Genomic DNA, 25,404 nt, shown 5'->3' on the forward strand with positions numbered 1-25,404 from the left:
GTTGATCGCTCTAAAGAGAGCGTATGTTAGAGAGTTGCAATTAAAACAAATGGACTTTAAATGTTGTGAACTTTACAATAAAGGAAACAGTCGAGATGGAGTAGTGTGATGGATATAATTACGTTTAAAGATTTTTATAACAACACTGTACAATTGTCATTTTCAGAACACCCCTTTTCGGATACACCTAAACATGTGTGGTGTTTGTGTAAATTTAAAGATCAATGGTTGCTGACAGAACACCCGAGACGTGGCATTGAATTTCCTGGTGGAAAGGTAGAACCAGGAGAAACAGCAGATGAAGCAGCCATTCGTGAAGTTTTTGAAGAAACGGGTGGAAGAGTATCAGATTTAAAATATATTGGTCAATACTTCGTCGATGGAAAAGGCGGAAAGATTATTAAGAATATTTATGTAGCTACTGTGGATAAGATCCTTTTAAAGCATCGTTATTTTGAAACGAATGGACCTGTCTTAATGAGTGAGTTGCCTGAAGATGTATCCACGGATAAGGCGTTCAGCTTTATGATGAAAGACCAGGTGCTAAAAGAGAGTATGAAATACGCCCTTAAGCATTCCCTGGCCTAGATTAATTCATATACGGTGTTTAATAAGTTTTCTTTCTAGCCATTCGACTCCTTGATACATGACGGTAGCCATAACCGCTATGATCAAGAGGCTCATAAGCACGAGTGTGAAGTTGAAGACTTGAAATCCGTAGATGATCATGTACCCTAATCCTTGTTTGGAAACAAGGAACTCGCCTACGATGACACCTACCCATGACAACCCCACATTTACTTTTAAAGACGAGATGATATTCGGAAAACAGGCTGGAAGGATAACCTCCTTAAAGCACTGTTTTTTATTTCCTCCAAAAGATCGAACTACTTTGATATAGTTGACATCCACATTTTTAAACGCCGTATACACCACAAGGGTCGTAATGATGATCGATATTAGAATCCCCATAGCAATGATCGAACCAAAGTTCGGCCCAATTGCCACGATTAAGATTGGCCCTAACGCTACTTTAGGCATGGCGTTTAGAACAACAAGATAGGGATCGAGAACTTTAGATAAAAAAGGTGACCACCAAAGCAGAGCAGCGAGTAAAGTGCCTAGCACCGTACCTAAGATAAAGCCTAATACAGTCTCACCTAGAGTGAAAATAACATGAATATAAAGTGAGCCATCACCAATCTTTTCAATAAAAAGAGACCCAATCTTCGTTGGTGAACTAAAAAGTAAAGGGTTGATCCATCCTCGTAAAGATGAAATTTCCCATAGCAAGAAAAAGCTGATAAAGATAAAAAGTTGAACAAGGCGGATATTTCGATTCTCTTTTTTTATCGATTCCAGATACTCTTGGTGTATCTTACTCTTTATCGTTTTGTTCAATGTGCTCCAACTCCTCCCATATTTGCTGAAAGGTTGCAGAAAAGTCTGGATGCTGCCGAGCTTCAAAGGGAGGGAGTGTCCTTAATGATTCTGGCATCTTAAATGTCCTGAAAATACGTCCGGGATTTGTTGATAGCAAGATAACGGTATCGCTCATCGCGATGGCCTCACCAATATCATGTGTAACTAAGATAGCTGTTTTACCATGTTCTTTTAGAGTAGAGGATACGAGATCTTCAAGCTTAAGCTTCGTTTGGTAATCAAGTGCTGAGAAAGGTTCATCGAGTAAGAGAATCTTAGGCTGTGTGGCGAGTGTTCGAACGAGCGCCACTCTCTGTCTCATTCCTCCAGAAAGCTCTGAAGGATATTTTGTTAATGTTTGATCTAATCCGATCTCTTTGAGAAGTTTTACTGCTGCTTGAACGTTCTCAAATGAATGTTGATTTCTCAGTTTCAAACCAAGCGTGATATTTTCTTGAATCGTTTTCCAAGGAAACAGGTAGTCTTGCTGGAGCATGTAACCGATCTTTGGATGCGGAGAAGTAACCGGTTGATTATTTACCGTAACTGATCCGACCGTTGGAGTGAGTAGACCAGCGATCATAGATAGAAGTGTAGATTTACCACACCCGCTTGGTCCTAGTAAGGATATAAACTCGCCTTCTTGTACAGAAAGCGAGATATCTTCTAAGGCCGTTGTGGCAGATGTTCTTGAAAAGTAAGTTTGCCCGACAGATTTTAGTTGTAATAAAGCCACGACGATCCCTCCTGACTTTGTATTTAGACTTCCAACAAACCAGCGGTAAAGCTTCTTGTGTAATAAAGGAAACAAGAAGCTCATTTTGATAGCTGATTCTGTAAATAGAGGCTTTGCTTTTACTTAATGGCTTTCTTTGCTATTGAAGTATTAACAAGAATATGATAATCCACTTTCTTCGGGAGTTCGCCCGCTTCGTCCATAATCGTTTGTAAGTTGTTCCACTCTTCTTCATCTAGAATTGGGTTAAGAGCGAAACTGTGTTGACTTTTGTAACGATCTACAACGGTTTCAATAAGTTCTACAGGGGTATCTTCAAAATAAGGTGCGATAACTTTTGCGATCTCTTTTGCAGAGTGGTTCTCCACCCATAACTGCGCTTTGTATAAGCCTCTTGTAAATTTGTCTAATGTTTCTTTGTTTTCTTTTATATAGCTCTGTTTCGCCATAAAGGTCGTATAAGGAATCTTCCCAGACTCAGTTCCGAAAGAAGCAACAATGTGTCCGATTCCTTCTTGTTCAAATAGACTTGCTTGAGGCTCGAATAATTGAACATAATCTCCTGTTCCAGATGCAAACGCATTTGCAATGTTTGCGAAATCAATGTTTTGAATCATCGTTAGATCGTTCTTAGGATCAATTCCGTGTTTCTTTATGCCAAACTCACCTGCCATTTGCGGCATACCGCCTTTACGCTGGCCTAAGAAAGTACTGCCTTTAAGCTGATCCCATGAAAAGAATTCCGGCTTTTTTCTTGCCACTAAGAAAGTACCATCTGTCTGTGTAAGCTGTGCAAAGTTAATAACAGGATCTGTTGACTCTTGTGCATGTACATAGATGGTTGTTTCTGAACCAACAAGTGCTACTTCTGCGCCATCAGACAACAAAGCTGTCATCGTTTTATCGCCGCCCCAGGTGGTAGTCAGCTCAACATCTAAACCTTCTTCTTTAAAAAAGCCTTTCTCTATGGCAACATATTGTGGAGCGTAAAAAATAGATCGTGTTACTTCAGCAATTCTGACTTTTTCTTTTTTAGGGCTAGAGGTATTGCACCCTGCCAAAAGCATGGAGAAAGCTAGTAAACAAGTGAAAAGTATCATTAGTTTTCTTTTGAAATATTTCATATTGGATCCTCCTGCACATAGGGATGAAGTCATGACTTTTATGTAATAATGTATGTGATTGGTGCAAATGTGTGTTTGCCCACAAAAATAAAGGAGTGTAGGAATGAAAAAAGCAAAGATGATAGAGTGGCAGCGATTTCCTTCTCCGCATCCTACCATTCGCTTGTATGTGGTCACGTATTTAAATGATGGATTAAAAATAAAAGGACTAGCCGCTTTACCAGAAGGAAAAGGACCTTTTCCAGGTTTTCTTTATCTTAGAGGCGGGATCAAGTCTGTTGGAATGGTGAGAATTGCTAGGATCATTCAGTTTGCTTCACAAGGTTTTGTTGTGATGGCTCCCTATTATCGTGGAAATCAGGGGGGAGAGGGCAACGAAGATTTTGCTGGAGAGGATCGAACAGATGCTTTTGCTGCTTTTGAGGTATTGAAGCAGTTTCCTAAAGTGGATCCAGAAGACATTCATGTATTTGGTTTTTCTCGTGGTGGTCCGATGGCATTATTTACAGCTATGAAATATCCCGAAATTCGTTCTGTCGTAACATGGGGTGGTGTGACTGACATGGCGATCACGTATGATGAGAGAGAAGATCTGCGGAGGATGATGAAGAGAGTAATCGGAGGAACTCCAGAGAAATATCCTGAAGAATTTGAATGGAGATCCCCGCTTAATTATTGTGAGGAATTAGATACACCATTACTTTGCATTCATGGCATGAAGGATGAAAATGTAAGTGTAGAGCATACACTTAAGATTGAATCAAGACTAAAGGAGCTCGGAAAACCTTGTGAAACATGGATCTATCCAGAATACACACATTATTTTCCGCCAAAAGAGAACCGAAAGATTACATATGCTTTGTGTGAATGGATGAAAGGACATGGAAAAGGAGCTGAGTAAGATTTCAGCTCCTTTTATATTTTCGTTTTAACACCAAACATGTTAGCTAGTTGTGATAGTAAGATTTCGACAAAACCAAAAACCCTTCCATTGCTAGAATGGAAGGGTTTTAAGTAGAGTATTAAACAAGGGGTCCAGCTTGAGAGATCTCAGTTGAAACAGATTTGAATTTTTCAAAGTTTGCTTTAAATTGGCCAGCAAGCTCTTTTGCTTTAACGTCATAAGCGTCTTGATCATGCCACGTTTTCTTCGGTTGAAGCACTTGATCTGGTACACCAGGGCAGTGTGTTGGAATATGAAGTCCAAATATAGGATCTACGACTGTTTCAACAGAAGCCAGTTCACCTTCTAGAGCAGCTTGCACCATAGCGCGAGTGTGACCTAGATTCATACGACTTCCGATGCCATATTCTCCACCAGACCATCCTGTATTAACAAGATAAACCTGAACGTTGTGCTGATCGATTTTCTTTCCAAGCATCTCAGCATAAACGGTAGCAGGTAGTGGCAAGAATGGTGCACCGAAACAAGTTGAGAACGTAGCCTGTGGTGATGTTACGCCTCTTTCTGTTCCTGCAAGTTTGCTTGTGTATCCTGATAAGAAATGGTACATCGCTTGTTCTTTAGTCAGTTTGCTGATTGGAGGCAGAACACCGAATGCATCAGCTGTTAAGAAGATGATTGTGTTCGGATGTCCTGCTACACTTGGTTGAATAATATTTGGAATAGCATCAACTGGATAAGCAGCACGTGTGTTTTCTGTGAGTGAAGAATCTTTGTAATCTGCTTCTCTAGTAACTGGATCAATCATGACGTTCTCTAGAACGCTTCCAAAACGGATTGCGTTCCAGATTTGTGGTTCTTTTTCTTTCGAAAGATCGATTGTTTTTGCATAACATCCGCCTTCAATGTTGAAGACTCCTGTATTAGCCCAACCATGCTCATCATCACCGATCAAACGACGATTTGCATCAGCTGATAAAGTCGTTTTTCCAGTCCCAGATAACCCAAAGAATAAGGCAACATCTCCTTCACTCCCTACATTTGCTGAACAGTGCATAGATAGAATGCCTTTTTCAGGAAGAACGTAGTTCATGACAGAGAATACAGATTTTTTTATTTCACCTGCATATTCAGTACCACCGATCAGAACAATTTTCTTTTCAAAAGAAACGATAATAAACGTTTCAGAGTTTGTTCCATCTTCAGCAGGATTAGCTTGGAATCCTGGTGCTGAAATCACTGTGAATTGAGAATCATGAGAAACTAGCTCATCGTGGTTCGGGCGCACAAACATTTGGTGAGCAAAAAGGTTATGCCATGCATACTCATTAACGACTTGGATAGGAAGGCGATACTCGCGGTCTGCTCCAGCAAACCCTTTAAATACGAATAATTCTTCTTTATTCCCTAAGTATTGAAGGACTTTTTTGTATAATTTATCAAAGTTTTCGGGTGAAAATGGCTTATTTACCTTTCCCCAATCGATTGAATCTTTAATAGAAGCATCTTCAACGATAAATTTATCCTCAGGGGAACGGCCTGTATATTTCCCCGTTGTAGCTTGAAGTGCTCCTGTGGATGTAAGGATGCCCTCGTTGCGCTGAAGAGATTTTTCTACTAAAACCGGAACAGGTAAGTTCTGGTGAGTTGTTTCACGGGTCACAAGATCGTTTAAGGTTGTCGTAAATTCCAAAGTATTCATATGAGACAGTACCATCCTTTATCCTAGAGTGATATATTCGAAAATTAGTATAACACATTTAATTAAATAATGTATACTATTTTATGAAAGTGTATCAAAAAAGTTCTTACTTCCTAAAAAAAGTACAAAATTATATAAATTATCCATCTTATTTAAAACGCTTTCATTCTATAGAATATAATACTCCAAACTTATGGCTATTCATAGGGTTTTCTATTGACAGAGAGTGATCATTACGCTATCATATTTCGAGAACGGCTACTCTTATTCTGAGTAGGTGGAGGGACAGGCCCTATGAAACCCAGCAACCGACATGAAAGTGGCAAACATAACGTCACTGGAAATGAAAAGGTGCTAACCTGCAAGGTGAAAATAACCTTGGACAATAAGAGGTTGAAGGCATTATGGTTTTAGAAACCTTTTCCCTCGTGAATGTATGTGAAACAGGGAAGGGCTTTTTTTATGCCTTTTTCAGGTTAAGAACATAAACTGTGTAAAATAGATAAGAATAAAGTACCGTATCATACTGAAAGCAGTTAAAGGGAGGATATTAACTTGTCCAAAAAAGTTAGTCGTCGTTTATTTACATCAGAATCCGTTACAGAAGGCCATCCAGATAAAATCTGTGACCAAATCTCAGATGCGATTCTAGATGAAATCCTAACACATGATGCAAATGCTCGTGTAGCTTGTGAAACTTCTGTTACTACAGGTCTTGTACTTGTTGCAGGTGAGATCACAACTTCTACTTATGTAGATATCCCAAAAGTTGTTCGTGAGACAATTAAAGAAATCGGTTATGACCGTGCAAAATATGGTTTTGATTCAGAAACATGTGCAGTATTAACTTCTATCGATGAGCAATCTGCTGATATTGCGATGGGTGTTGACCAAGCTCTTGAAGCAAGAGAAGGTTCTATGACAGATGCTGAAATTGAAGCGATCGGTGCAGGTGACCAAGGTCTAATGTTCGGATTTGCTTGTAACGAAACTGAAGAGCTTATGCCTCTTCCAATCTCACTCGCTCATAAATTATCTCGTCGTCTTACAGAGGTTCGTAAGACTGAAGAGATTCCATACTTACGTCCAGATGGAAAGACTCAAGTAACGGTTGAATACGATGAGAACGATAAGCCTGTTCGCATCGACACAATCGTAATTTCTACTCAACATCATCCTGAGAACACGCTTGAAGAAATTCAAAAAGATGTTAAAGAAAAAGTAATCAAGCCTGTTGTTCCTGCTGAATTGATCGACGAGAACACAAAATACTTCATCAACCCAACGGGCCGTTTCGTAATTGGTGGACCTCAAGGGGATGCTGGTCTTACTGGTCGTAAAATCATCGTTGATACTTACGGTGGATATGCTCGTCACGGTGGCGGTGCATTCTCTGGTAAGGATGCTACAAAAGTTGACCGTTCTGCTGCATACGCTGCTCGTTATGTTGCGAAGAACATCGTAGCATCTGGTCTTGCTGACAAAGTTGAAGTTCAGCTTGCATATGCAATCGGTGTTGCTCAACCGGTATCAATCGCTGTAAATACGTTTGAAACAGGTAAAGTTTCTGAAGAAGTTCTTGTAGAACTAGTTCGCAATAACTTCGACCTTCGTCCGGCTGGAATCATCAAGATGCTTGATCTTCGCCGTCCGATCTACAAGCAAACTGCTGCTTACGGCCACTTCGGACGTACAGACATCAACCTTCCTTGGGAGAATACTGATAAAGCTGCAGACCTTAAGAAACAAGCCAACATTTAATGATATGTTAAGCCAGACTTCCTTTTTGGGAGTCTGGTTTTTTTAGTGTTCTATTAGTTTAAGGGATAGATTGTCGAAAATCGGATAAAAAATTTTATCTACGGAATTAATCGTTAGTTTTACGGATAAATGTACATTATCTACGGATAAAATTGTGATTACCTCGTATAAAATGCTTGTGCATCCCTCTGGTAAACATCTGAAACGAGAATGTTCAACAGAGGGATCCAAAAATTAGGCAATGATCGTTTTATTTTTACTTTTCATATAAATAACTTCTTCATACTGCATTAAAAGCTTCCCAAAGATAGCTGACCATGATTGAGTCATCGCATAATTTCTTGCTTTTCGTTTCATAGAACTTAAGAGCATAGGATCTTCCATAATAGAAACGATATTTTGTATGAATGAGTCAGCTTCTCTAGCTTTACAGATTCTACCCGTTACACCGTCTTGAACAATTTCAGCTACTCCGCCAGAATCAGACACGATAGCAGGCAACCCAGATGCAGAGGCTTCTAGAACAACATTGCCGAACGTCTCTGTAGAAGAAGGGAAAACGAATAGATCTGATGAAGCATAAACTCGCGCTAAGTCCTCTCCAGAAAGATAACCTGCACAGGTGACATTGTTATATTCTGATTCCCACTGTTCAACATCACGTCGACTTGGTCCATCACCCACAATCAGCCAATGAACGTTCTCGCTGAAAGAACGTGGCATTTGATCTATCACTTCTTTAAGGATGTTTAGGTCCTTTTCAGGTGCTAATCTTCCCACGAACAAGAAGGTATACTTCTGTGTAATATTATATTTTTCACGGACATAGTAATCACGCTTTTGAGGTGTAAACATCATACAGTCAACTCCTCTAGACCATATTTCAATATTATTAAAGTTTTTTGTGTACAAAATCTTCCGTGTTTCTTCACTTGGGACAAAGATTTTTTCAAAAGGTTTATGAAACCATTGCAGATAACGCCAGAGCAAGGGGGATAAGAAATCTAGATGGTAGTAAGCAAGGTAGCGGTCAAAATGTGTATGATAGGAGCCGACCATAGGAATGTTTTCCTTTTTACCGTATCGCATCCCAAACAAGCCAATATTAAAAGGGGTAGCTATATGAAGGAGGTCAGGGTTGAATTTACTGAGTTCTTCGTTCAAGGCTTTAAATTGCGGTATGGCAAGCCTGCACTCTGGATATAGAAAGAGTGGCAGGCTTTTCATCGCATAATATTGTTTGCATTCTGTTTCTTGATGCTCTTCAAAAGAAGGCATGATAACTTTATATTCAACTCCATTGGTTTCTAGGTAACTCGTATATCTTTTTAACGTACGAGCAACTCCGTTAATTTGTGGATGGAACGTATCAGAAAAAAGAGCAAGCTTCATTTCTTCATCTCCTTTTTAAAAAAAGTAAGGCAAGATAAAGCTTTTTACTAAAAATAAAGAAAAGAAGCTGGAACTGATGCCGAGAATCATCCCTGCAAGTACATCAGATGGATAGTGAAGACCTAAATACATTCGAGATATGGCTACTAAAAGGGCAGCAATCAATAAAAATATACCTATAAAGGGATTCAATAGTATCAACGGTGTGACGATTGAAAATACAGCTGTTGTATGACCCGACGGAAATGAATGATCTTTTAGCGGGTTATCGCCGATGTTCGTGTCTGGAAGACTTAAATAAGGTCTCTTTCTTGGATACATTTTTTTAGAGATCGCAACAGGAATGTGGCTGATCAATAAGGACAGCATACAAACGATCCCCCAAGACTTTAAGTGCATAGGGAGAAACAACAGCAGCAGAATACTCGTTGAGATGGTAGCTGTTGCACCACCAAGATGTGTCCACAAGTGAAAGAAATGATCCATTGAGTTCCTGTGCAGTCTTCCATTAATAAGCCTGAAGAATGTACACTCTTTTTCATAAAGCCAATTCATTACTTTTGCCATGAATATCCCCCTTATCATGCTTTTTATTGGTTATTATCATAATAAAATACAATTGTAAGGAGAACATGAAGACAGTATGAAATTATTATAAAAAAACCATCCTGCAAGAGCAGAATGGCTAGAAAAATATTTTTCTATCACGTTCTTCTTTTAAGATTTCAACTGCCTCCCGGAATCTTTGAGAATGAATAATCTCTCTTTCTCTTAGGAAACGGAGAGAGTCATTAAGATCAGGATCGTCTGACATATTAATAATCCACTGGTAAGTTGCACGTGCTTTTTCTTCCGCTGCGATATCTTCATATAAATCAGCGATCGGATCACCTTTTGCAGCTATGTAGCTTGCAGTAAACGGTACACCGGCTGCATTATGGTAGAATAAGGCGCTATCGTGGTTGACATAATGATCTGCGATGCCAGCAGCTTTTAATTGCTCGGGTGTGGCGTCTTTTGTCAGCTTGTAGATCATGGTTGCGATCATCTCAAGATGAGCGAATTCTTCTGTACCTATATCCGTAAGTAGACCTATCACTTTATCTGGAATCGTATAACGCTGATTTAAATACCGAAGAGCTGCTGCGAGTTCTCCATCAGCACCTCCGTATTGTTCGATTAAATATTTAGCGAGTGTAGGATTACAGGACGTTACTTTCACTGGATATTGCAGTTTTTTTTCATATACCCACATTTAAAATGAACCTCCTTTCTCTTTATACCTGCCATGGCCATGGTCCATCACTCCAGTTCCATGGCATGCCTGAATAACTGTTTCCGTATTGCTGGAGTGGGCCGTATTTTGACTCAATGGCTCTCTTGATTTGTTTTCTTTGTTTTGCAAACTGATTAAATTGTTGGACTGCAGATTGATCCTGTGGGTGTGTGTCAAGATATAAAGTAAGTTCCACAAGAACAAAATCAACTGCTTGAAGCTCTTCCATCCACTGATAGAATTCTTCAGGTAAGGTTGATGGCACGAGAATTACCTCCTTCTTTCATAAGGATTTTCATAATAATCATAGAATGCGGGCCATAGTGTACCTTTTTGTAGGGCTTCTTTTGGTGAGTATTGTGGAAGATTATAAGGTTGAAATCCCATATATAGATTTGGAGGAGTAGAGTAATATTTCTTTCCGATCGGAGGACACGGATCGTAAGGGCTATGATAAGGAACATAAGACTTTTGATTAGAAGAACTCATGATACAACTTCCTTTCATTGGTTAACTTTTATTATTAGTATTCAAAAGGGGAGGAGTTTCAGTACGATTTCGTCTCCAATTATTTATTTCTATGATAAAATTATGGGCAAACATAAAGAGAAAGAGGTGGACATACATGTATGCAGGCATACATCATGTATCCTTACTCGTAACCAATTTAAAAGAGTCATTGTATTTTTATGAGGGAATTCTTGGTTTCAAACAAAATAAAAAACGCCCGCAATTTGATTTTCCGGGCGTTTGGTATGATATTGGTGACACGCAGCTTCATTTAATCGTTCATCCGGATGGTAAGGCTAGGCGAAATACTACTGAGATCGATAGCAGAGATGGTCATTTTGCCGTAAGGGTTAAGGATATGGACAAATTATTAAAAATATTAGACGTACATAACATCCCTTATGTGAACAAGCCAACTAACAAAACAGAGTGGCACCAAGTTTTTGTGAGTGATCCTGATGGTAACCTAATCGAATTTAACGTTTAGGTTGTAGAGATTTATAATACTGTCCTTTCTCGTAATATTCACGGCGGATTCGGTTCATGTCCGTAATATCTTCTTCTGTTAACTCTCTGATTACCTTAGCTGGTCGACCGAAAGCTAAGGTGTTAGGTGGTATCTTTTTTCCAGGAGGAACAAGACTTCCTGCACCTATAAAAGCTCCCTCTCCGATGTGAGCTCCATCTAATATAAGAGAACCCATGCCGATCAATGCGTTCTCTTCAATGATACAACTATGTAAAATAACACTATGACCAATAGTAACGCCGTCTTTTAAATGCAGAGGGCGGTTTGGACTCTGATGAAGAACCGAATTATCTTGAACATTTACATAGTTTCCGATAATCGTGGGCGAAACATCTCCGCGTATGGATGAATTAAACCAGATGGAAGAATATTCACCAATCTGAACGTCACCCGTAATGGTAACATAATCTGCAATAAAGGCAGTTTCTGAAATTTTAGGTTGTTTGTCTCCAAATGGGTAGATCATGGTTACACACTCCTATTATCAATTATTTATCTAACTACAGTGTAGCAAATCACCAAGTCTTATGAATAGAGAAGGTGGAGAAATGTGGACGTGGAAAACGAAAAGAAATGCGATTGGAACGGTCGTTGTTGTGCATGGAGCAAATGAACATCACGGCAGGTATGATTGGGTGATCAAGCAATTAAATGAAGCCGGCTATCATTGTGTTTCAGGTGATCTACCAGGTCAAGGCACGTCAACAAGAAGAAGAGGACATATAGAAGCGTTCGATGATTATATATTAACGATCGAACAATGGTACCTAGAAGCAGAAAAACTAGGTTTTCCTGTATTTATCTTAGGGCATAGCATGGGTGGATTAGCTGTGATAAGAACGTTAATGGAAAAACAACTTAACATAAAAGCGGTTATCTTATCTTCTCCTTGTTTAGGATTAGTCCAATACCCATCAAAAGGCAAAGAAGCGGTTTCTGTCCTTTTAAACAAACTCGCTCCGAGTGTAAGGTTAGCAACTAACATACCTGAAGGAAGTGCTACTAGGAACGAAGAGATTCGCATTCGTGACCGAGAGGATAAGTTAATCGTTAAAAAAGTTTCTGTCAGGTGGTACCGCGAGTTGATCGGTTCGATTAAGCTTGCTTTTGATCATCATCATGATTTTCCAAATGTACCTTTAATGGTCGTGCAAGCAGGTGATGACCGAATCGTAGACAAATTAAAAGTGAAACAATGGTTTAACACTATAGGGATTGAAGAAAAATGGTATAAAGAATTCCCGTCACTTTATCATGAAGTATTAAACGAGCCTGAAAGAGATCATGTATTTAATTATGTGAAAAAATTTTTATTTTTGCATAGTGAAGTACATTAAGGAAAAAGGTAAGGAAGAAATAAACAAAAGGAGCCATCTTATGAACAAAGTTCCGGTTCACCCGTGGGGATTGATGTATTCCGTTTATACGCATATTTTTCCGGCTGTCAGTCATCTTCTTAAGGACTGGCATGATAGAGCTGAAAAGATTCCTAACCCAGAATTGAGAAAACAGGCAGTTAGCAGCATTTCTGATAAGATGTTTCATTGTGAAGGAGGAGCGATCCTAACACTGCTAGCTGGTAATCATCGAAAAAAAGCCATCGAGTTTGTGGTGGCGTACCAAACGATCAGCGACTATTTAGATAATCTTTGTGACAGAAGCACGTCACTGAATGAAAAAGATTTCCGAGCCCTTCATGAAAGTATGTTTCATGCTCTGTCTCCTGGTGCTGTCCCAACCAATTATTATCGTTATAGGGAAGAGCAGGACGATGGTGGTTATTTAAACGAACTTGTCTACACATGTCAAAACGTATTATCTGAGATGAAAGCTTATCCAAATATCGCAAGTGAACTCATCGGACTAGCTTCGATTTATGGTGACCTACAGGTACATAAACATGTCATTGTTCAAGAGAGAGAGCCTCGGTTAATCAGTTGGTTCGGAGAGTATCAATCCGTTCTACCAGATATTACCTGGTACGAATTCTCAGCTTGTGCAGGTTCAACACTTGGTATCTTTTGTTTAGTCAGCTACGCATTTCAAGGGAATTTCACGAAAGAATCTGCTGAAACGATAAAGAAGGGATACTTTCCATGGCTGCAAGGTCTTCATATTCTTTTAGATTATTTTATTGATCAAAATGAGGACAAGTTGGAGGGCGATCTAAACTTTTGTACGTATTATAAGAATGATCAGCACATGCTTGAACGAATGGTATACTTTGCAGAAAGAGCAGAGAAAAGCTGTGACAATCTGCCTAACTCAAGGTTTCACCGCTTGATCCAAAGAGGTCTTTTAGGGATCTATCTTGCAGATCGAAAAGTGTCTGAGAGCCCTGGAATTAAAAAGATGGCTGCAAAGCTCGTTAAAGTGGGAGGCGCGACGAGTTATTTCTTTTATGTGAACCGTAAATTATATCAAAGATTAAAACCTTCTCTCTCATAGTTGTTGCACTTGGAAGAGGTTGATTGCCGTTTCAGGATGCTTCGCTTTAAGGAGAGGGGTATGTGAAGGTAGTAGCGAGTGCGCAATTTGTCGAGGAATGTAAACTCGTGGATAAAAGACAAAAACTTTTGGATTGAGAGGCAAATCTCGTGGATAAACAGCCCAAATTTTTGGATTGCGTGCTCAAATTTCTGGATTGATTAACATAATACCCCGGCGTGTATATGTAACGACCATATCTGTATCCTAAAAAAAGGCTGAATCAACTTTCATTAGTTGGATTCAGCCTCTTTTTTCGATTGCGACTATAAAAGGCGGGTCGTTTTTTTGATTGATAAATTCATATTGTAAAACATGAGCCTGTTTTTGATCCAGCTGTGTAACATAGTTCATTACACTTTCCTTTTCAAGCTTACCTTCTTCATGTCCATGATAAATCACCAGTATGATAACACCTTCTGGTTTCAATAACTGAAGAAGCTGTTCGATCGCATTGATCGTAGACTCTCCTGTTGTAGTGATGGACTTATCGCTGCCAGGAAGATATCCTAAGTTGAATATGGCAGCAGAGATCTTTGACTTAAATTCACTTGGTAACTTTGTCAGTACGGTATCATGCGAGGCATGATAAAAAGTAACGTTTCCATCAGCTTGTTGATCGATCAAGCGCTGTTTTGAGTTGGCAATGGCTTGTTCTTGTACGTCAAAAGCAAAGACATGACCATTTTTACCAACAAGTTTGGAGAGATACAACGTGTCGTTTCCGTTTCCGCATGTGGCGTCGATTACGATATCACCTTCTTCACAAAAAGAACGAAGAAGCGTTCTGGCAAATGGCAATACGCCTTCTAATTTCATCGTGTCTTCACCTCTGACGTATTAAAAAATTTACCTTGATAACTATTTCTGTTTTTAAGTTCACTTTCAATCGCATTTAATACTTTCCATTTATTTAAACTCCACATCGGCCCGACTAAAAGATCAGATGGTCCGTCTCCAGTTAGTCGATGAATCATCATTTGTGGAGGAAGAATCTCTAGTTGGTCACAAACTAATTTCACATATGTTTCAAAATCAAGAAACTCTAACATACCTTGTTCATATTGTTTGACCATAGGTGTCTTTTTTAGAAGATGAAGCAAGTGGATTTTTATACCTTGAACATCTAGCTTTGCAACTTCTCTTGCTGTTTCCATCATCATCTCAGGAGTTTCTAACGGTAATCCGTTAATGATGTGTGAACACACTCTAATGTTATGTTTCCGAAGTTTTTCTACCCCTTCTACATATGTTGGGTAATCATGGGCTCTGTTAATGAGCAGAGCTGTTCGTTCATGCACAGTCTGAAGTCCTAACTCGACCCAAAGGTACGTTCGTTGATTTAAGTCAGCAAGATATTCGACCACATCATCTGGTAAACAGTCAGGTCTCGTAGCAATGGAAAGTCCAACGACACCTTCTTGTTCAAGTACCGTTTCATACAGCTCTTTTAGTTGCTCAACAGGAGCATAAGTGTTCGTAAAAGCTTGGAAATAGGCGATATACTTTCCTTTTTTCCACTTTGAATGCATTTGTTCTTTTACGGTGTGAAATTGTGTGATGATATCGTCACGGCGGTTTCCTGCAAAATCTCCTGAGCCACTTTGAGAGCAGAAGGTACATCCTCCGAATGCCGCTTTTCCATCACGATTTGGACAATCGAATCCTCCATCTAGTGGCACTTTAATAATTTTTTCTCCAAAATGGGACTTTAAATGCTGATTCCATGTGTAATATCTTTTTTCTCCAAAATAATCTGGTCTTTCCATAAGGTGTGTCATCTTTCTCACTCCTTCATACGGTGATGAGCACCATATGACATTGTAGCATGTTCGCACGTTGAGCGGCAAAGGGAGTTGTCAGTACTTTCAAATTGTAAAGTGCAGGAAAAAGGAATAAAATACAGAGTGGTTTATGACATCTTAGTTAGCAAGTGGGGGATATTTATGCCAGGGAAAGTATGGCTGCTTATTATTGGAATGGCACTTAATGTGACGGGCTCAAGTTTTTTGTGGCCGATCAATACGATTTTTATACATGAACACCTTGGTAAGTCACTTACCGTAGCGGGAATTGTTCTTCTGTTGAATTCCGGTGCTGGAATTATCGGCAACTTAACGGGAGGATTGCTGTTTGATAAATTAGGAGGCTACAAGACGATAATGCTTGGAGTCTCCATTTCATTTACGACTTCCTTCTTATTAATCTGGTTTCATGATTTTTGGATGTACAGTGTACTTCTTGTTTTTATGGGATTTGGAATGGGAATCGTTTTTCCATCTATGTATGCTTTAGCAGGTACGATGTGGAAAGAGGGTGGAAGGAAGGCATTTAACCGAATCTATATTGCACAGAATGTAGGAGTGGCGCTCGGGGCTGCTCTTGGTGGATTTGCAGCTTCCTATTCATTTACACTATCTTTCATCAGTTGTTCTACTCTGTCTTTCGTATTTTTTCTTATCGTGTTGTTCGGCTTCAAAGACATAGATGAAAAAGAAGAAGCCTCTGTGCAAACCATTTTTTCTCAACGTAAAAGAATTCATAACAAAGAAGCGTTTATCGCATTATTGATTTTATGTGGAGGGTATCTGTTGGCATGGATTGGTTATGTTCAATGGCAGTCCACGATCGCCGCTTATACACAATCACTAGGAGTAACGTTAAAAATGTACAGTTTGCTTTGGACCGTTAATGGTGTGTTAATCGTTCTCGGTCAGCCGGTAGTCAACCTTTTCTTGAAAAAATGGCTGCACTCTACAACATCTCAAATTTTGGTCGGATATTGTATATTTGTTATTTCATTTGTAATGGTGGGAAATGCCAAAGACTTTAGTGGGTTTATGGTAGCGATGATCGTTCTTACCATAGGCGAGATGCTCGTATGGCCAGGTGTTCCATCCATCGCTGCAGAACTCGCTCCTGAAGGAAGAGCTGGATTCTATCAAGGGGTCGTAAACTCAACGGCCACAGGCGGAAGGATGCTTGGTCCATTGTTTGGAGGAATGATCGCAGATATTTTTAACATTTCTGTATTGTTTCAAACGATTATTGGCCTGATGGTACTTGCTTTCATATTGACAATCATATACAGCAAGAGCCGCCATGCGATACAGCAAACTGAAGCTCCTCGACAAGCATCTTAATGTCTAGATGAAAAACAAAAAGACCGTGATGAAATAAACACGGTCTCTTTGTTTATATTTTGATGAATTAAGCGGCTCTTGTTTCTTCTTTTGGAAGCAGTTTTGCCGACATTAATCTTCTTCTGATCGTAACACCAAGGACTGCGGCTAAGATGGCTTTAATTACCCCTACAAGTAAAAAAGGAATAACACCACCACTCATCGCTTGTTCCCAGCTAAGGCCTGCAATGAACTTTAATTGAACGGCACCGAACACAAGTGTGATCACCATACCCGCAATGTTTGCAACAACAGCGGGCAGAAGAGTAAAACTTGTCTTTTCTAGAATAAGACCAGTTACATAAGCAGCGATGATAAAGCCAACGATATAACCTCCTGTTGGACCGATCAGTACCATGAATCCACCTTTAGCCTCAGAGAAAACAGGAAGACCGATTGCTCCCATAGCGACATAGATCATAACAGCGAGAGTACCATACTTACGCCCAAGAATGGTTGCGCAAAGCCCGATCGCTAAAGTTTGTCCTGTGATCGGAACTAACGGGAGAGGAATCGTCAGCTGGGCGAGAATCGCTGTAATCCCTGCCATCAGCGCTGCGTAGAGTGACATCTTCAGTTTTTGGTTACTTTCATGCATGTTTGTTGCACCCCTTTTTTAATGTTAACGTAAAAAAAATAACAGTTAACATTACATTAAACAGCGACATGGTGTTTGTCAAGATACCGCTTACAGCGAAATATCCCGTGATTAAAAGTGGTAAAAATAGGCTATTATACTTCTAAACAACCTTGACAATTTAGGAAGTTATTCATAAAATACAAATTAGCATCTAAATTTTTAATAACGATGATAGGGAATAGTAAAAAAAGAATGGAAATGATAGAGAGTTGACGGCTGGTGCAAGTCAACCCGGACTTTTTTGAACTCGCCCTTTAGTTGCAAGTGTGAATCCAGTAATGCTTGCCGTTCGCCGCGTTAAGGTATGTTTCCGAGTGAATGCGATTTTTGCATTAATCAGGGTGGTACCGCGGCAGGTTTAAATTGTTAACTAACCTTTCGTCCCTAATGTTTATTAGGGACGGGAGGTTTTTTGTATTTTAAAGTACAGTTTTTTAAGGAGGATCGGTTATGTATTATAACCACAAAACAATTGAGAAAAAGTGGCAGACGTTTTGGGATGAGAACAAAACGTTCCAAACAAAAGAAGAATATGATAAAAAGAAATTTTACGCGCTAGACATGTTTCCATACCCATCCGGAGCTGGCCTTCATGTAGGTCACCCAGAAGGATACACGGCGACAGATATTCTCTCTAGAATGAAGCGTATGCAAGGATACAATGTACTACATCCGATGGGATGGGATGCATTTGGTCTTCCAGCAGAACAGTATGCGCTTGATACAGGAAACGATCCAGCAGAATTTACAGAAACCAACATCAACACGTTCCGCAGACAGATTAAAGAGCTTGGTTTCTCTTATGACTGGGACCGTGAAGTAAACACAACAGATCCTTCTTATTACAAGTGGACACAATGGATTTTTATCCAACTTTATAAAAAAGGTCTTGCGTATGTCGATGAAGTGCCTGTGAACTGGTGTGAAGCGCTTGGAACAGTACTTGCGAACGAAGAAGTTATTGATGGAAAGAGTGAACGCGGAGGTCATCCTGTTGTTCGTAAACCTATGAGACAATGGATGCTTAAAATTACAGCATACGCTGACAGACTGTTAGAGGATCTAGATGAACTAGACTGGCCTGAAAGCTTGAAAGACATGCAGCGTAATTGGATCGGCCGTTCGGAAGGCGCTGAAGTACACTTTGATGTTGATGGACATTCTTCTAAGATCACAGTGTTTACAACACGACCAGATACACTATTCGGTGCAACATACTTAGTGCTAGCTCCTGAAAATAAACTAGTAAACGATATTGTAACAGAAGACCAAAAAGAGTCAGTTACGGCTTATCAAAGACAAGTAGAAACAAAGTCTGACCTTGAACGTACAGAACTTGCAAAAGAAAAGTCTGGTGTGTTTACAGGGGCTTATGCGATTCATCCTGTAACAGGTGCAAAACTTCCGATCTGGATTGCAGACTATGTACTTGCAAGCTATGGAACGGGTGCGATCATGGCAGTCCCTGCACACGATGAACGTGATCACGAGTTCGCAGTTAAGTTTGAACTTCCGATCGCTGAAGTAGTTGCCGGCGGAAATGTAGCAGAAGAAGCTTACACGGGTGATGGCGAACATGTTAATTCAGATTTCCTAAATGGCATGCAAAAAGAGGAAGCGATTGCTGCCATGAACGAGTGGCTTTCTGAGAACAAAAAAGGTGAAAAGAAGATCACATACCGTCTACGTGACTGGTTGTTCTCACGTCAGCGTTATTGGGGCGAACCAATCCCGGTTATTCACTGGGAAGATGGCACGATGTCTACGGTTTCAGAAGATCAACTTCCTCTTCTTCTACCAGTCGTTAAAGAGATCAAACCTTCTGGCACAGGGGAATCTCCACTTGCCAACGTAGAAGAGTGGGTAAACGTTGTAGATCCTGAAACAGGAAAGAAAGGACGTCGTGAAACGAATACGATGCCTCAATGGGCAGGAAGCTGCTGGTACTATCTTCGTTATATCGATCCGAAAAACGAGGAGCAATTAGCATCTCCTGAAAAGTTGAAGCATTGGCTTCCGGTTGATATTTATATTGGTGGAGCGGAGCACGCTGTGTTGCACCTACTTTATGCTCGTTTCTGGCACAAGGTTATGTATGATCTTGGTATCGTTCCGACAAAAGAGCCTTTCCAAAAACTTTTCAACCAAGGAATGATTCTTGGAGAAAATAATGAAAAGATGAGTAAATCGAAAGGAAACGTGGTTAACCCTGATGAGATTGTATCGAGTCATGGTGCAGATACACTGCGTTTGTATGAGATGTTCATGGGACCACTTGATGCATCCATCGCATGGAGTACAACGGGTCTAGATGGAGCTCGCAGATTCTTGGATCGTGTATGGAGATTACTTCTAGCTGAAGATGGAGAGAAGTTGAATCCTGCTATTCAAGATACAAAGGGAACAGACGCTTTCAATCGTCTCTACCATATGACAGTTAAAAAGGTAACAGAAGATTATGAAGGACTTCGCTTTAATACCGCCATTTCACAATTGATGGTTTTTGTAAATGAAGCAAACAAGCAAGATGTTCTTCCAAAAGACTTCATACAAGGGTTTGTTAAGATGCTTTCCCCGATCGCTCCGCATATTTGTGAAGAGCTTTGGGAAATGCTAGGTGGAGAAGGCAGCATCGCTTATGCTTCTTGGCCAGTTTGGGACGAAGCCCAACTAGTAGAAAATGAAGTTGAAATCGTTGTTCAAGTGAACGGCAAACTTAAAGCAAAGATGACGATCGCTGCAAACATCAGTGGTTCCGATATGGAAGAAGCGGCTCTAAAAGATGAATCTGTTCAACAAAGCATAGAAGGAAAGACGATCCGCAAAGTCATTACCGTTCCAGGTAAGCTTGTGAATATCGTAGCGAATTAAAGGAGGCATATGCTCATGGAAGAATTAAAAGAAATTTCACCATCAGAAGTAAAACAATTGCTCCAAGAGGGTAAAAAAATTTCTCTGATTGATGTACGTGAAGATGAAGAAGTATCTGAAGGGAAAATCCCGGAAGCAGCGCATATCAAAATGGGTGAGATTCCTATGCGTTTAGATGAAATCAATAAAGATGAAGAACACATCATCGTCTGCCGTTCAGGACGACGTAGTGAGAATGTAGCTTATTTCCTGCAAGATCATGGATATAAGGTCAAAAATATGACTGGCGGTATGTTGGAATATAATAAGAATTAAAATGTAACTCTCTGCTCAACACTTGAGCAGAGAGTTTTTTAATGCGTATGTTTAGTTTATTAAACAATGTTTAAATTTCCAAGAAATAGCCGATAGAAAGGGTATACTTATTAGCCTTGGAGGCTTACAAATGCCATTAAAACACGCAAAAACAAAAAAATGGACCTGTATTTTAGCTGTTTTGTTCACGTTACATACTGTAAGCACAGTTGGGTTAATGTACAATCAAAGTTATTTCATGTATGGAATAGATCTAGGAATTGTCGTTCTTTTCGCCATTTTGATTTACAAGATGCTGATCGTAAAAGATAGTTATGCTATTAACTTAGAACAGGAGATCTTAAATCATCAAGAAACGTATGCTGAATTAGAAGCAAATCGAATAAAACTACAAAATATCTTTGATAGTATCGATGTTGCGATTTGGTCACACAACTTAAAGACGAATAAACTTTTGATTACATCGGGGATAGAGAAATTATATGGTTATCCCCTGCAAGCTTTTTATGAAGACGCAGAATTATGGAAAAAGGTCATTCATCCTGATGATGACGAGATCATCATGAACAGAGGGATAGCGATACAGAACGGACAGATCACGACAAGTGAGTATCGAATCATGAAGCCGAACGGCGAGATACGATGGATACAAGACCGAGGAATTCCTTTTTTAGATGCCGATAACGAACTGGTAGACTTCAATTCTATTCTTATTGATATTACAGAAAGAAAAAGAGCGGAGATCACCATTGAGCATATGGCTTATTATGATGAATTAACCGGCCTGCCAAATCGAAATGGCTTTATGCAGATGATAGAAAAACAAATCAAAGAAGCGGATCTTCAAAATCGAAATTTGGCCCTTATGTATGTAAATCTGGATCGGTTTAACGTTCTGAACGATACGCTTGGCCATAGCTTTGGTGATCTTCTGCTGCAGAAGGTAGCTGAACTTTTAAAGGTTACGGTTGGATATTACGGAACTGTGTTTAGGAGAAGCGGTGATGAATTTCTGATATTGTTAAACTTTAAAGAAATCAGTGAGATCAAACAAAAAGCAGAGCAGATCATTCAAGCTTTTACAAAACCTTTTAAACTGAGTGGGCAAGAAGTATTTACAACACCAAGCATTGGGATCAGTACATATCCCGGAAATGGTTCAGACAGCGAAACGCTCTTAAAGCGTGCTGACTCCGCTCTGTACCAGGCAAAGGAGAAAGGACGAAACACTTATCAGTTTTTTACAGAGCAGCGTGATAGCAAGATGGAAAGAAGGTTAACTCTCGAGCATGGTTTAAGAAAAGCTTTAACGAACAACGAGTTCTTCCTTGTTTATCAGCCTTTAGTACATATCGGTAATAAGAAGATTCTAGGGGTTGAAGCGTTATTGCGGTGGAAAAAGGAAGATGAAGGAATGATATCTCCCGCTGAATTTATTCCGATAGCTGAAGAAACCGGGATGATTCTCCCAATCGGAGAATGGGTGTTAAGAGAAGCGTGCCTGCAAGGGTTAAGTTGGCGTGAACAGGGCTTTAGTGACCTCTTGATTTCTGTTAACATATCGGTCAGACAGCTATTAGAAGAATCTTTTATCGAAAGAATAGAAAGTATTCTTTCAGAGACTGAGTTTCCACCTACTTCACTAGAGCTGGAGATCACAGAAAGTACGACGATGCAAAACATGGAGGAAGCTCTTCCGATTTTGAATGCTTTAAGAGCAAAAGGAATTCGCATATCAGTCGATGACTTTGGTACTGGTTATTCCTCATTAACATATCTGAGACACTTGCCTGTTGATACACTCAAGATTGATAAGATGTTTATCGATGATATATTGACAGATTCAAAAGCAGGAGCCATTGTAAAAACAATTATTGATATGGGACACAATCTTGATTTTTCCGTTATTGCAGAAGGTATCGAAACCGGTGAGCAGATCAATTTCTTAGTAGAACAAGGTTGTATATACGGTCAAGGCTATAACCTGTACAAACCGCTTCATGCTGATGAACTCCAAAGACAGTTACATAAGAATGTGGTAATGAGCTAAGAGAAGCCTAAAACACCCTGAATATACGGTGTTTTAGGCTCTTTTAATCATTTTTAGTTAATTTGTAGATCTTCCATAATGTACGTTTACACAACAAAATGTTTTATAACCTTCATTTCGTGAAACACTACTTAAGTAGACAAATAGAAGGAGTGGATATGTAATGAATGTATTAGTAATCGGAGCAAACGGTAATATTGGAAAAATGACATGTAATATACTTGCTGATCAAGAACACTCAGTAAAAGCGATGGTCAGAAAGAAAGAACAGCAAGATCATTTTCAGCATGAGAACATTCATGCCGTTTTAGGTGATTTGGAACAGGACTTTGAACATGTTTATGATGGAATCGAAGCTGTTATCTTCACAGCTGGTTCTGGTGGTCATACAGGACCAGAGAAAACAGACGCTGTAGATTATGAAGGAGCGGTAAAGTCTATAAAGTTAGCGCAAAAACATAAGGTGAAACAATTCATTCTGGTAAGTTCGATAGGTGCAGATACTCCTGAAAAAGGACCAGAAGGACTTCAACATTACCTTGAGGCAAAAGGAAAAGCAGATCAAGAACTGATAAACAGCACATTGAATTATACGATCTTGCGTCCAGGTGCGCTGACGGATGATGATGGTATGGGCATGATTCAAGCCAAAGAAAAATTAAACGAGCGTGGTTCTATCCCTCGAGCGGATGTAGCAAGAACACTTGCTGCATGCCTTGGAAATGAAAAAGTTAACCACAAAGTCTTCGAGTTGATTGAGGGAGAAGTACCTATTCAAACGGCTCTTGAAAATCTGTAAGACAAAACTAGTCAAAACCTAACAAAGGATAAGCATCTCCGAAGGCCGAAAGAATACCAAAACTTTTGGCTGAAAGGGGATGCTTATTGAATGATTCAAGTAAAAATCTTTGATGAAGATCATGAAGAGGATTTAGAGATCGCTATAAATGAGTTTTTGAGCATCATTCCTCCTGAAAATGTTGTGGATATTAAGTATCAGATTGCCGTATGTGATAATGTGCACTCAGAGGACGATACGATGTTTTCTTTTTCAGCGATGATTATCTTTAAAAAAAACGGATCGCTAAAATAAAGAAGAGTGGCAACCGCTTAGTGGTCGCCACTCTTCTTGTTTCATAGGGTTAGCCTAGTGCATGGTAAGCTGCGTTAGTTCCGGCAATATTCCCTGTTACAAAAGCAACAGTAATATTATAACCACCCGTGTATCCGTGCAGATCTAAGATTTCACCACAGAAGAATAAGCCTTCTTGTTTCTTAGATGCCATAGTTTGAGGTGCGATCTCTTTAACTGAGACGCCGCCTCCTGTAACGAAAGCTTTTTCGATAGATAAGGTACCATTAACAGAAAATGAGAAACTCTTCATTTGTGTAACAAGCTGACGAAGGGCTTGTTTGGAAACTTGATCAGCGATCGAGTCACCATCAATCTCTGCACGTTCGATTAAGAAATGAAGAAACTTTTCTGGAAGTAATCCTTTTAGTACATTTTTAAAAGCTTTTTTAGGTTCAGAATCAATTCTTTTCTGTAAAGAAGTAAGCAAGGTCTCTTCATTTTCATCTGGAAAAGAATCAATTCTCATCTCGATCGATGGTACTTCGAATTTTTTCAATGCTTTAACTACATATTGGCTGCATCTTAAAGCAGCAGGTCCGGATACCCCAAAATGAGTAAATATCATGTCCATCTGATGGGCTTTAATCAATTTACCTTTTGGATTCCATACAGAGAGTGCAACGTTTCTTAAAGATATGCCCTGCAATGTTTTATGTTTGATGAAGAGTTCATTAGAAGTGATGGGAACCTCAGTTGGATAGAGCTCTGTGATCGTGTGCCCTGCCTTTTTTGCCCATGCATAACCATCACCAGTGGAACCCGTATGCGGAACAGATTTACCGCCTACGGCGATTACGATCGACTTCGTTTGAATAGCTTCTCCGTTATGCAGAATGATCTCATGAACCTCTTCTCCATATTGTATCGTTTTTACAGGGGTGTTCGTTCGGATCGTAACACCAAGCTCCTTTATTTTCTGCAGAAGAGCAGCCACAACATCAGTCGCTTTATTGGTAACAGGGAACATTCGTCCATGGTCTTCTTCTTTTAATTGAATTCCTAGTCCTTCAAAGAATTGAATGATGTCTTCGTTGTTAAAAACAGAAAAGGCACTGTACAAAAAACGGCCGTTACCTGGAATATGTTTGATAATTTCTTCAACAGGCAGACGGTTTGTGACGTTACAACGCCCGCCACCTGAAATAGCAAGTTTACGACCTAGTTTTTCTCCTTTATCGATTAATAGTACACGTGCACCATTGGTAGCGGCACCAACACTCGCCATCAGGCCAGAAGGTCCACCACCGATCACTATACAATCATAAGTCATACAATCCCAACTTTCTTATACGATCAGTAAAAATCATTTCATACAATAGCATAGGTTCAGCAAAAAGACTATAAGTTTCATAATCCTTACTTTTTTGC

26 protein-coding genes, 1 riboswitch and 1 other annotated feature are annotated in these 25,404 nt (G+C 39.6%); of the genes, 12 read left to right on the forward strand and 14 right to left on the reverse strand.

The features are described from left to right. The first annotated feature begins 108 nt into the window (after positions 1-108). On the forward strand, positions 109-588 hold the full coding sequence (ytkD, locus tag ACFS5O_RS08805; protein ID WP_379838987.1) for an RNA deprotection pyrophosphohydrolase: 480 nt from the start codon (positions 109-111) through the stop codon (positions 586-588). A 6-nt stretch (positions 589-594) separates the two neighbouring features. Here ytkD and ACFS5O_RS08810 read toward each other — a convergent pair whose 3' ends face one another. From ACFS5O_RS08810 to ACFS5O_RS08820, 3 genes are all read right to left on the reverse strand, one after another. Next, positions 595-1,401 carry an ABC transporter permease gene (locus ACFS5O_RS08810; protein ID WP_205727124.1) on the reverse strand — a complete coding sequence of 269 codons (807 nt, stop codon included), beginning with the start codon at positions 1,399-1,401 and terminating at the stop codon, positions 595-597. Further along, a complete protein-coding gene (locus ACFS5O_RS08815; protein ID WP_205727123.1) occupies positions 1,379-2,158 on the reverse strand; it encodes an ABC transporter ATP-binding protein in 780 nt (259 codons plus the stop codon). Before ACFS5O_RS08815 ends, ACFS5O_RS08810 begins: the two co-directional genes overlap by 23 nt. 119 nt (positions 2,159-2,277) lie before the next feature. Then, positions 2,278-3,225, reverse strand: coding sequence for an ABC transporter substrate-binding protein (locus ACFS5O_RS08820; protein WP_318300291.1), 948 nt, complete (start codon positions 3,223-3,225; stop codon positions 2,278-2,280). Positions 3,226-3,385: 160 nt separating this feature from the next. Here ACFS5O_RS08820 and ACFS5O_RS08825 point away from each other — a divergent pair, with 160 nt between their 5' ends. Continuing rightward, positions 3,386-4,183: an alpha/beta hydrolase family protein gene (locus ACFS5O_RS08825; RefSeq protein WP_205727121.1), complete on the forward strand. Its 798-nt coding sequence runs from the start codon at positions 3,386-3,388 to the stop codon at positions 4,181-4,183. Positions 4,184-4,304: 121 nt separating this feature from the next. Here ACFS5O_RS08825 and pckA read toward each other — a convergent pair whose 3' ends face one another. Then, positions 4,305-5,888 carry a phosphoenolpyruvate carboxykinase (ATP) gene (gene pckA / locus ACFS5O_RS08830; RefSeq protein WP_205727120.1) on the reverse strand — a complete coding sequence of 528 codons (1,584 nt, stop codon included), beginning with the start codon at positions 5,886-5,888 and terminating at the stop codon, positions 4,305-4,307. A 261-nt stretch (positions 5,889-6,149) separates the two neighbouring features. Beyond that, positions 6,150-6,280: riboswitch (SAM riboswitch) on the forward strand. Between the two features lie 163 nt (positions 6,281-6,443). On the opposite strand from pckA, the gene metK reads away from it, so the two are divergent. Beyond that, positions 6,444-7,649, forward strand: coding sequence for a methionine adenosyltransferase (gene metK / locus ACFS5O_RS08835; RefSeq protein ID WP_205727119.1), 1,206 nt, complete (start codon positions 6,444-6,446; stop codon positions 7,647-7,649). A gap of 234 nt (positions 7,650-7,883) precedes the next feature. Here metK and ACFS5O_RS08840 read toward each other — a convergent pair whose 3' ends face one another. The 5 genes from ACFS5O_RS08840 to ACFS5O_RS08860 form a co-directional block, all read right to left on the reverse strand. Continuing rightward, entirely contained in the window at positions 7,884-9,041 is a 1,158-nt protein-coding gene (locus ACFS5O_RS08840; RefSeq protein WP_205727118.1) for a glycosyltransferase family 4 protein, read from the reverse strand. Positions 9,042-9,056: 15 nt separating this feature from the next. Continuing rightward, entirely contained in the window at positions 9,057-9,608 is a 552-nt protein-coding gene (locus ACFS5O_RS08845; RefSeq protein ID WP_205727117.1) for a phosphatase PAP2 family protein, read from the reverse strand. Positions 9,609-9,726: 118 nt separating this feature from the next. Further along, on the reverse strand, positions 9,727-10,296 hold the full coding sequence (gene cotJC, locus ACFS5O_RS08850) for a spore coat protein CotJC (RefSeq protein WP_066243979.1): 570 nt from the start codon (positions 10,294-10,296) through the stop codon (positions 9,727-9,729). Between the two features lie 22 nt (positions 10,297-10,318). Next, entirely contained in the window at positions 10,319-10,546 is a 228-nt protein-coding gene (locus ACFS5O_RS08855) for a spore coat protein CotJB (protein ID WP_205727332.1), read from the reverse strand. Positions 10,547-10,587: 41 nt separating this feature from the next. Then, positions 10,588-10,806 carry a spore coat associated protein CotJA gene (locus ACFS5O_RS08860; protein ID WP_066397007.1) on the reverse strand — a complete coding sequence of 73 codons (219 nt, stop codon included), beginning with the start codon at positions 10,804-10,806 and terminating at the stop codon, positions 10,588-10,590. Positions 10,807-10,942: 136 nt separating this feature from the next. Here ACFS5O_RS08860 and ACFS5O_RS08865 point away from each other — a divergent pair, with 136 nt between their 5' ends. Next, a complete protein-coding gene (locus ACFS5O_RS08865) occupies positions 10,943-11,314 on the forward strand; it encodes a VOC family protein (protein ID WP_205727116.1) in 372 nt (123 codons plus the stop codon). Here ACFS5O_RS08865 and ACFS5O_RS08870 read toward each other — a convergent pair. After that, positions 11,304-11,822: a gamma carbonic anhydrase gene (locus tag ACFS5O_RS08870; protein WP_153237613.1), complete on the reverse strand. Its 519-nt coding sequence runs from the start codon at positions 11,820-11,822 to the stop codon at positions 11,304-11,306. The genes ACFS5O_RS08865 and ACFS5O_RS08870 overlap by 11 nt on opposite strands. A gap of 82 nt (positions 11,823-11,904) precedes the next feature. On the opposite strand from ACFS5O_RS08870, the gene ACFS5O_RS08875 reads away from it, so the two are divergent. Continuing rightward, positions 11,905-12,693, forward strand: coding sequence for an alpha/beta hydrolase (locus ACFS5O_RS08875; protein ID WP_205727115.1), 789 nt, complete (start codon positions 11,905-11,907; stop codon positions 12,691-12,693). 40 nt (positions 12,694-12,733) lie between these two features. Next, on the forward strand, positions 12,734-13,804 hold the full coding sequence (locus ACFS5O_RS08880) for a tetraprenyl-beta-curcumene synthase family protein (protein ID WP_205727114.1): 1,071 nt from the start codon (positions 12,734-12,736) through the stop codon (positions 13,802-13,804). A 282-nt stretch (positions 13,805-14,086) separates the two neighbouring features. On the opposite strand, the gene mnmM is transcribed toward ACFS5O_RS08880, so the two are convergent. Continuing rightward, a complete protein-coding gene (mnmM, locus tag ACFS5O_RS08885) occupies positions 14,087-14,662 on the reverse strand; it encodes a tRNA 5-(aminomethyl)-2-thiouridylate-methyltransferase MnmM (RefSeq protein ID WP_205727113.1) in 576 nt (191 codons plus the stop codon). After that, complete coding sequence (gene mnmL, locus ACFS5O_RS08890) at positions 14,659-15,624, reverse strand: tRNA modification radical SAM protein MnmL/YtqA (RefSeq protein WP_205727112.1); 966 nt, start codon at positions 15,622-15,624, stop codon at positions 14,659-14,661. Before mnmL ends, mnmM begins: the two co-directional genes overlap by 4 nt. Positions 15,625-15,789: 165 nt before the next feature. Here mnmL and ACFS5O_RS08895 point away from each other — a divergent pair, with 165 nt between their 5' ends. Further along, on the forward strand, positions 15,790-16,986 hold the full coding sequence (locus ACFS5O_RS08895) for an MDR family MFS transporter (RefSeq protein WP_205727111.1): 1,197 nt from the start codon (positions 15,790-15,792) through the stop codon (positions 16,984-16,986). 67 nt (positions 16,987-17,053) lie between these two features. On the opposite strand, the gene ACFS5O_RS08900 is transcribed toward ACFS5O_RS08895, so the two are convergent. Then, positions 17,054-17,623 (reverse strand): biotin transporter BioY, encoded by a 570-nt coding sequence (locus ACFS5O_RS08900; RefSeq protein ID WP_205727110.1) that lies wholly within the window; start codon positions 17,621-17,623, stop codon positions 17,054-17,056. Positions 17,624-17,824: 201 nt separating this feature from the next. Continuing rightward, positions 17,825-18,054: a binding site (T-box leader), on the forward strand. 61 nt (positions 18,055-18,115) lie between these two features. On the opposite strand from ACFS5O_RS08900, the gene leuS reads away from it, so the two are divergent. The 5 genes from leuS (at position 18,116) to ACFS5O_RS08925 (ending at position 23,994) form a co-directional block, all read left to right on the forward strand. Beyond that, positions 18,116-20,536, forward strand: a complete 2,421-nt coding sequence (gene leuS / locus ACFS5O_RS08905) for a leucine--tRNA ligase (RefSeq protein WP_205727109.1) — start codon at positions 18,116-18,118, stop codon at positions 20,534-20,536. Between the two features lie 15 nt (positions 20,537-20,551). Next, the gene (locus ACFS5O_RS08910; protein WP_205727108.1) at positions 20,552-20,851 is read left to right on the forward strand and encodes a rhodanese-like domain-containing protein; all 300 of its coding nucleotides are present in this window, start codon (positions 20,552-20,554) and stop codon (positions 20,849-20,851) included. A 130-nt stretch (positions 20,852-20,981) separates the two neighbouring features. Continuing rightward, a complete protein-coding gene (locus ACFS5O_RS08915; RefSeq protein WP_205727107.1) occupies positions 20,982-22,901 on the forward strand; it encodes a putative bifunctional diguanylate cyclase/phosphodiesterase in 1,920 nt (639 codons plus the stop codon). Positions 22,902-23,064: 163 nt separating this feature from the next. After that, complete coding sequence (locus tag ACFS5O_RS08920; RefSeq protein WP_205727106.1) at positions 23,065-23,700, forward strand: SDR family oxidoreductase; 636 nt, start codon at positions 23,065-23,067, stop codon at positions 23,698-23,700. A gap of 90 nt (positions 23,701-23,790) precedes the next feature. After that, entirely contained in the window at positions 23,791-23,994 is a 204-nt protein-coding gene (locus tag ACFS5O_RS08925) for a sporulation protein Cse60 (RefSeq protein WP_205727105.1), read from the forward strand. Between the two features lie 49 nt (positions 23,995-24,043). On the opposite strand, the gene ACFS5O_RS08930 is transcribed toward ACFS5O_RS08925, so the two are convergent. Continuing rightward, a complete protein-coding gene (locus tag ACFS5O_RS08930) occupies positions 24,044-25,306 on the reverse strand; it encodes a BaiN/RdsA family NAD(P)/FAD-dependent oxidoreductase (protein ID WP_205727104.1) in 1,263 nt (420 codons plus the stop codon). Between the last annotated feature and the right edge of the window lie 98 nt (positions 25,307-25,404).

Origin of the sequence: Fictibacillus nanhaiensis (assembly GCF_042686385.1) — a bacterium.
GTDB lineage: Bacteria > Bacillota > Bacilli > Bacillales > Fictibacillaceae > Fictibacillus > Fictibacillus nanhaiensis.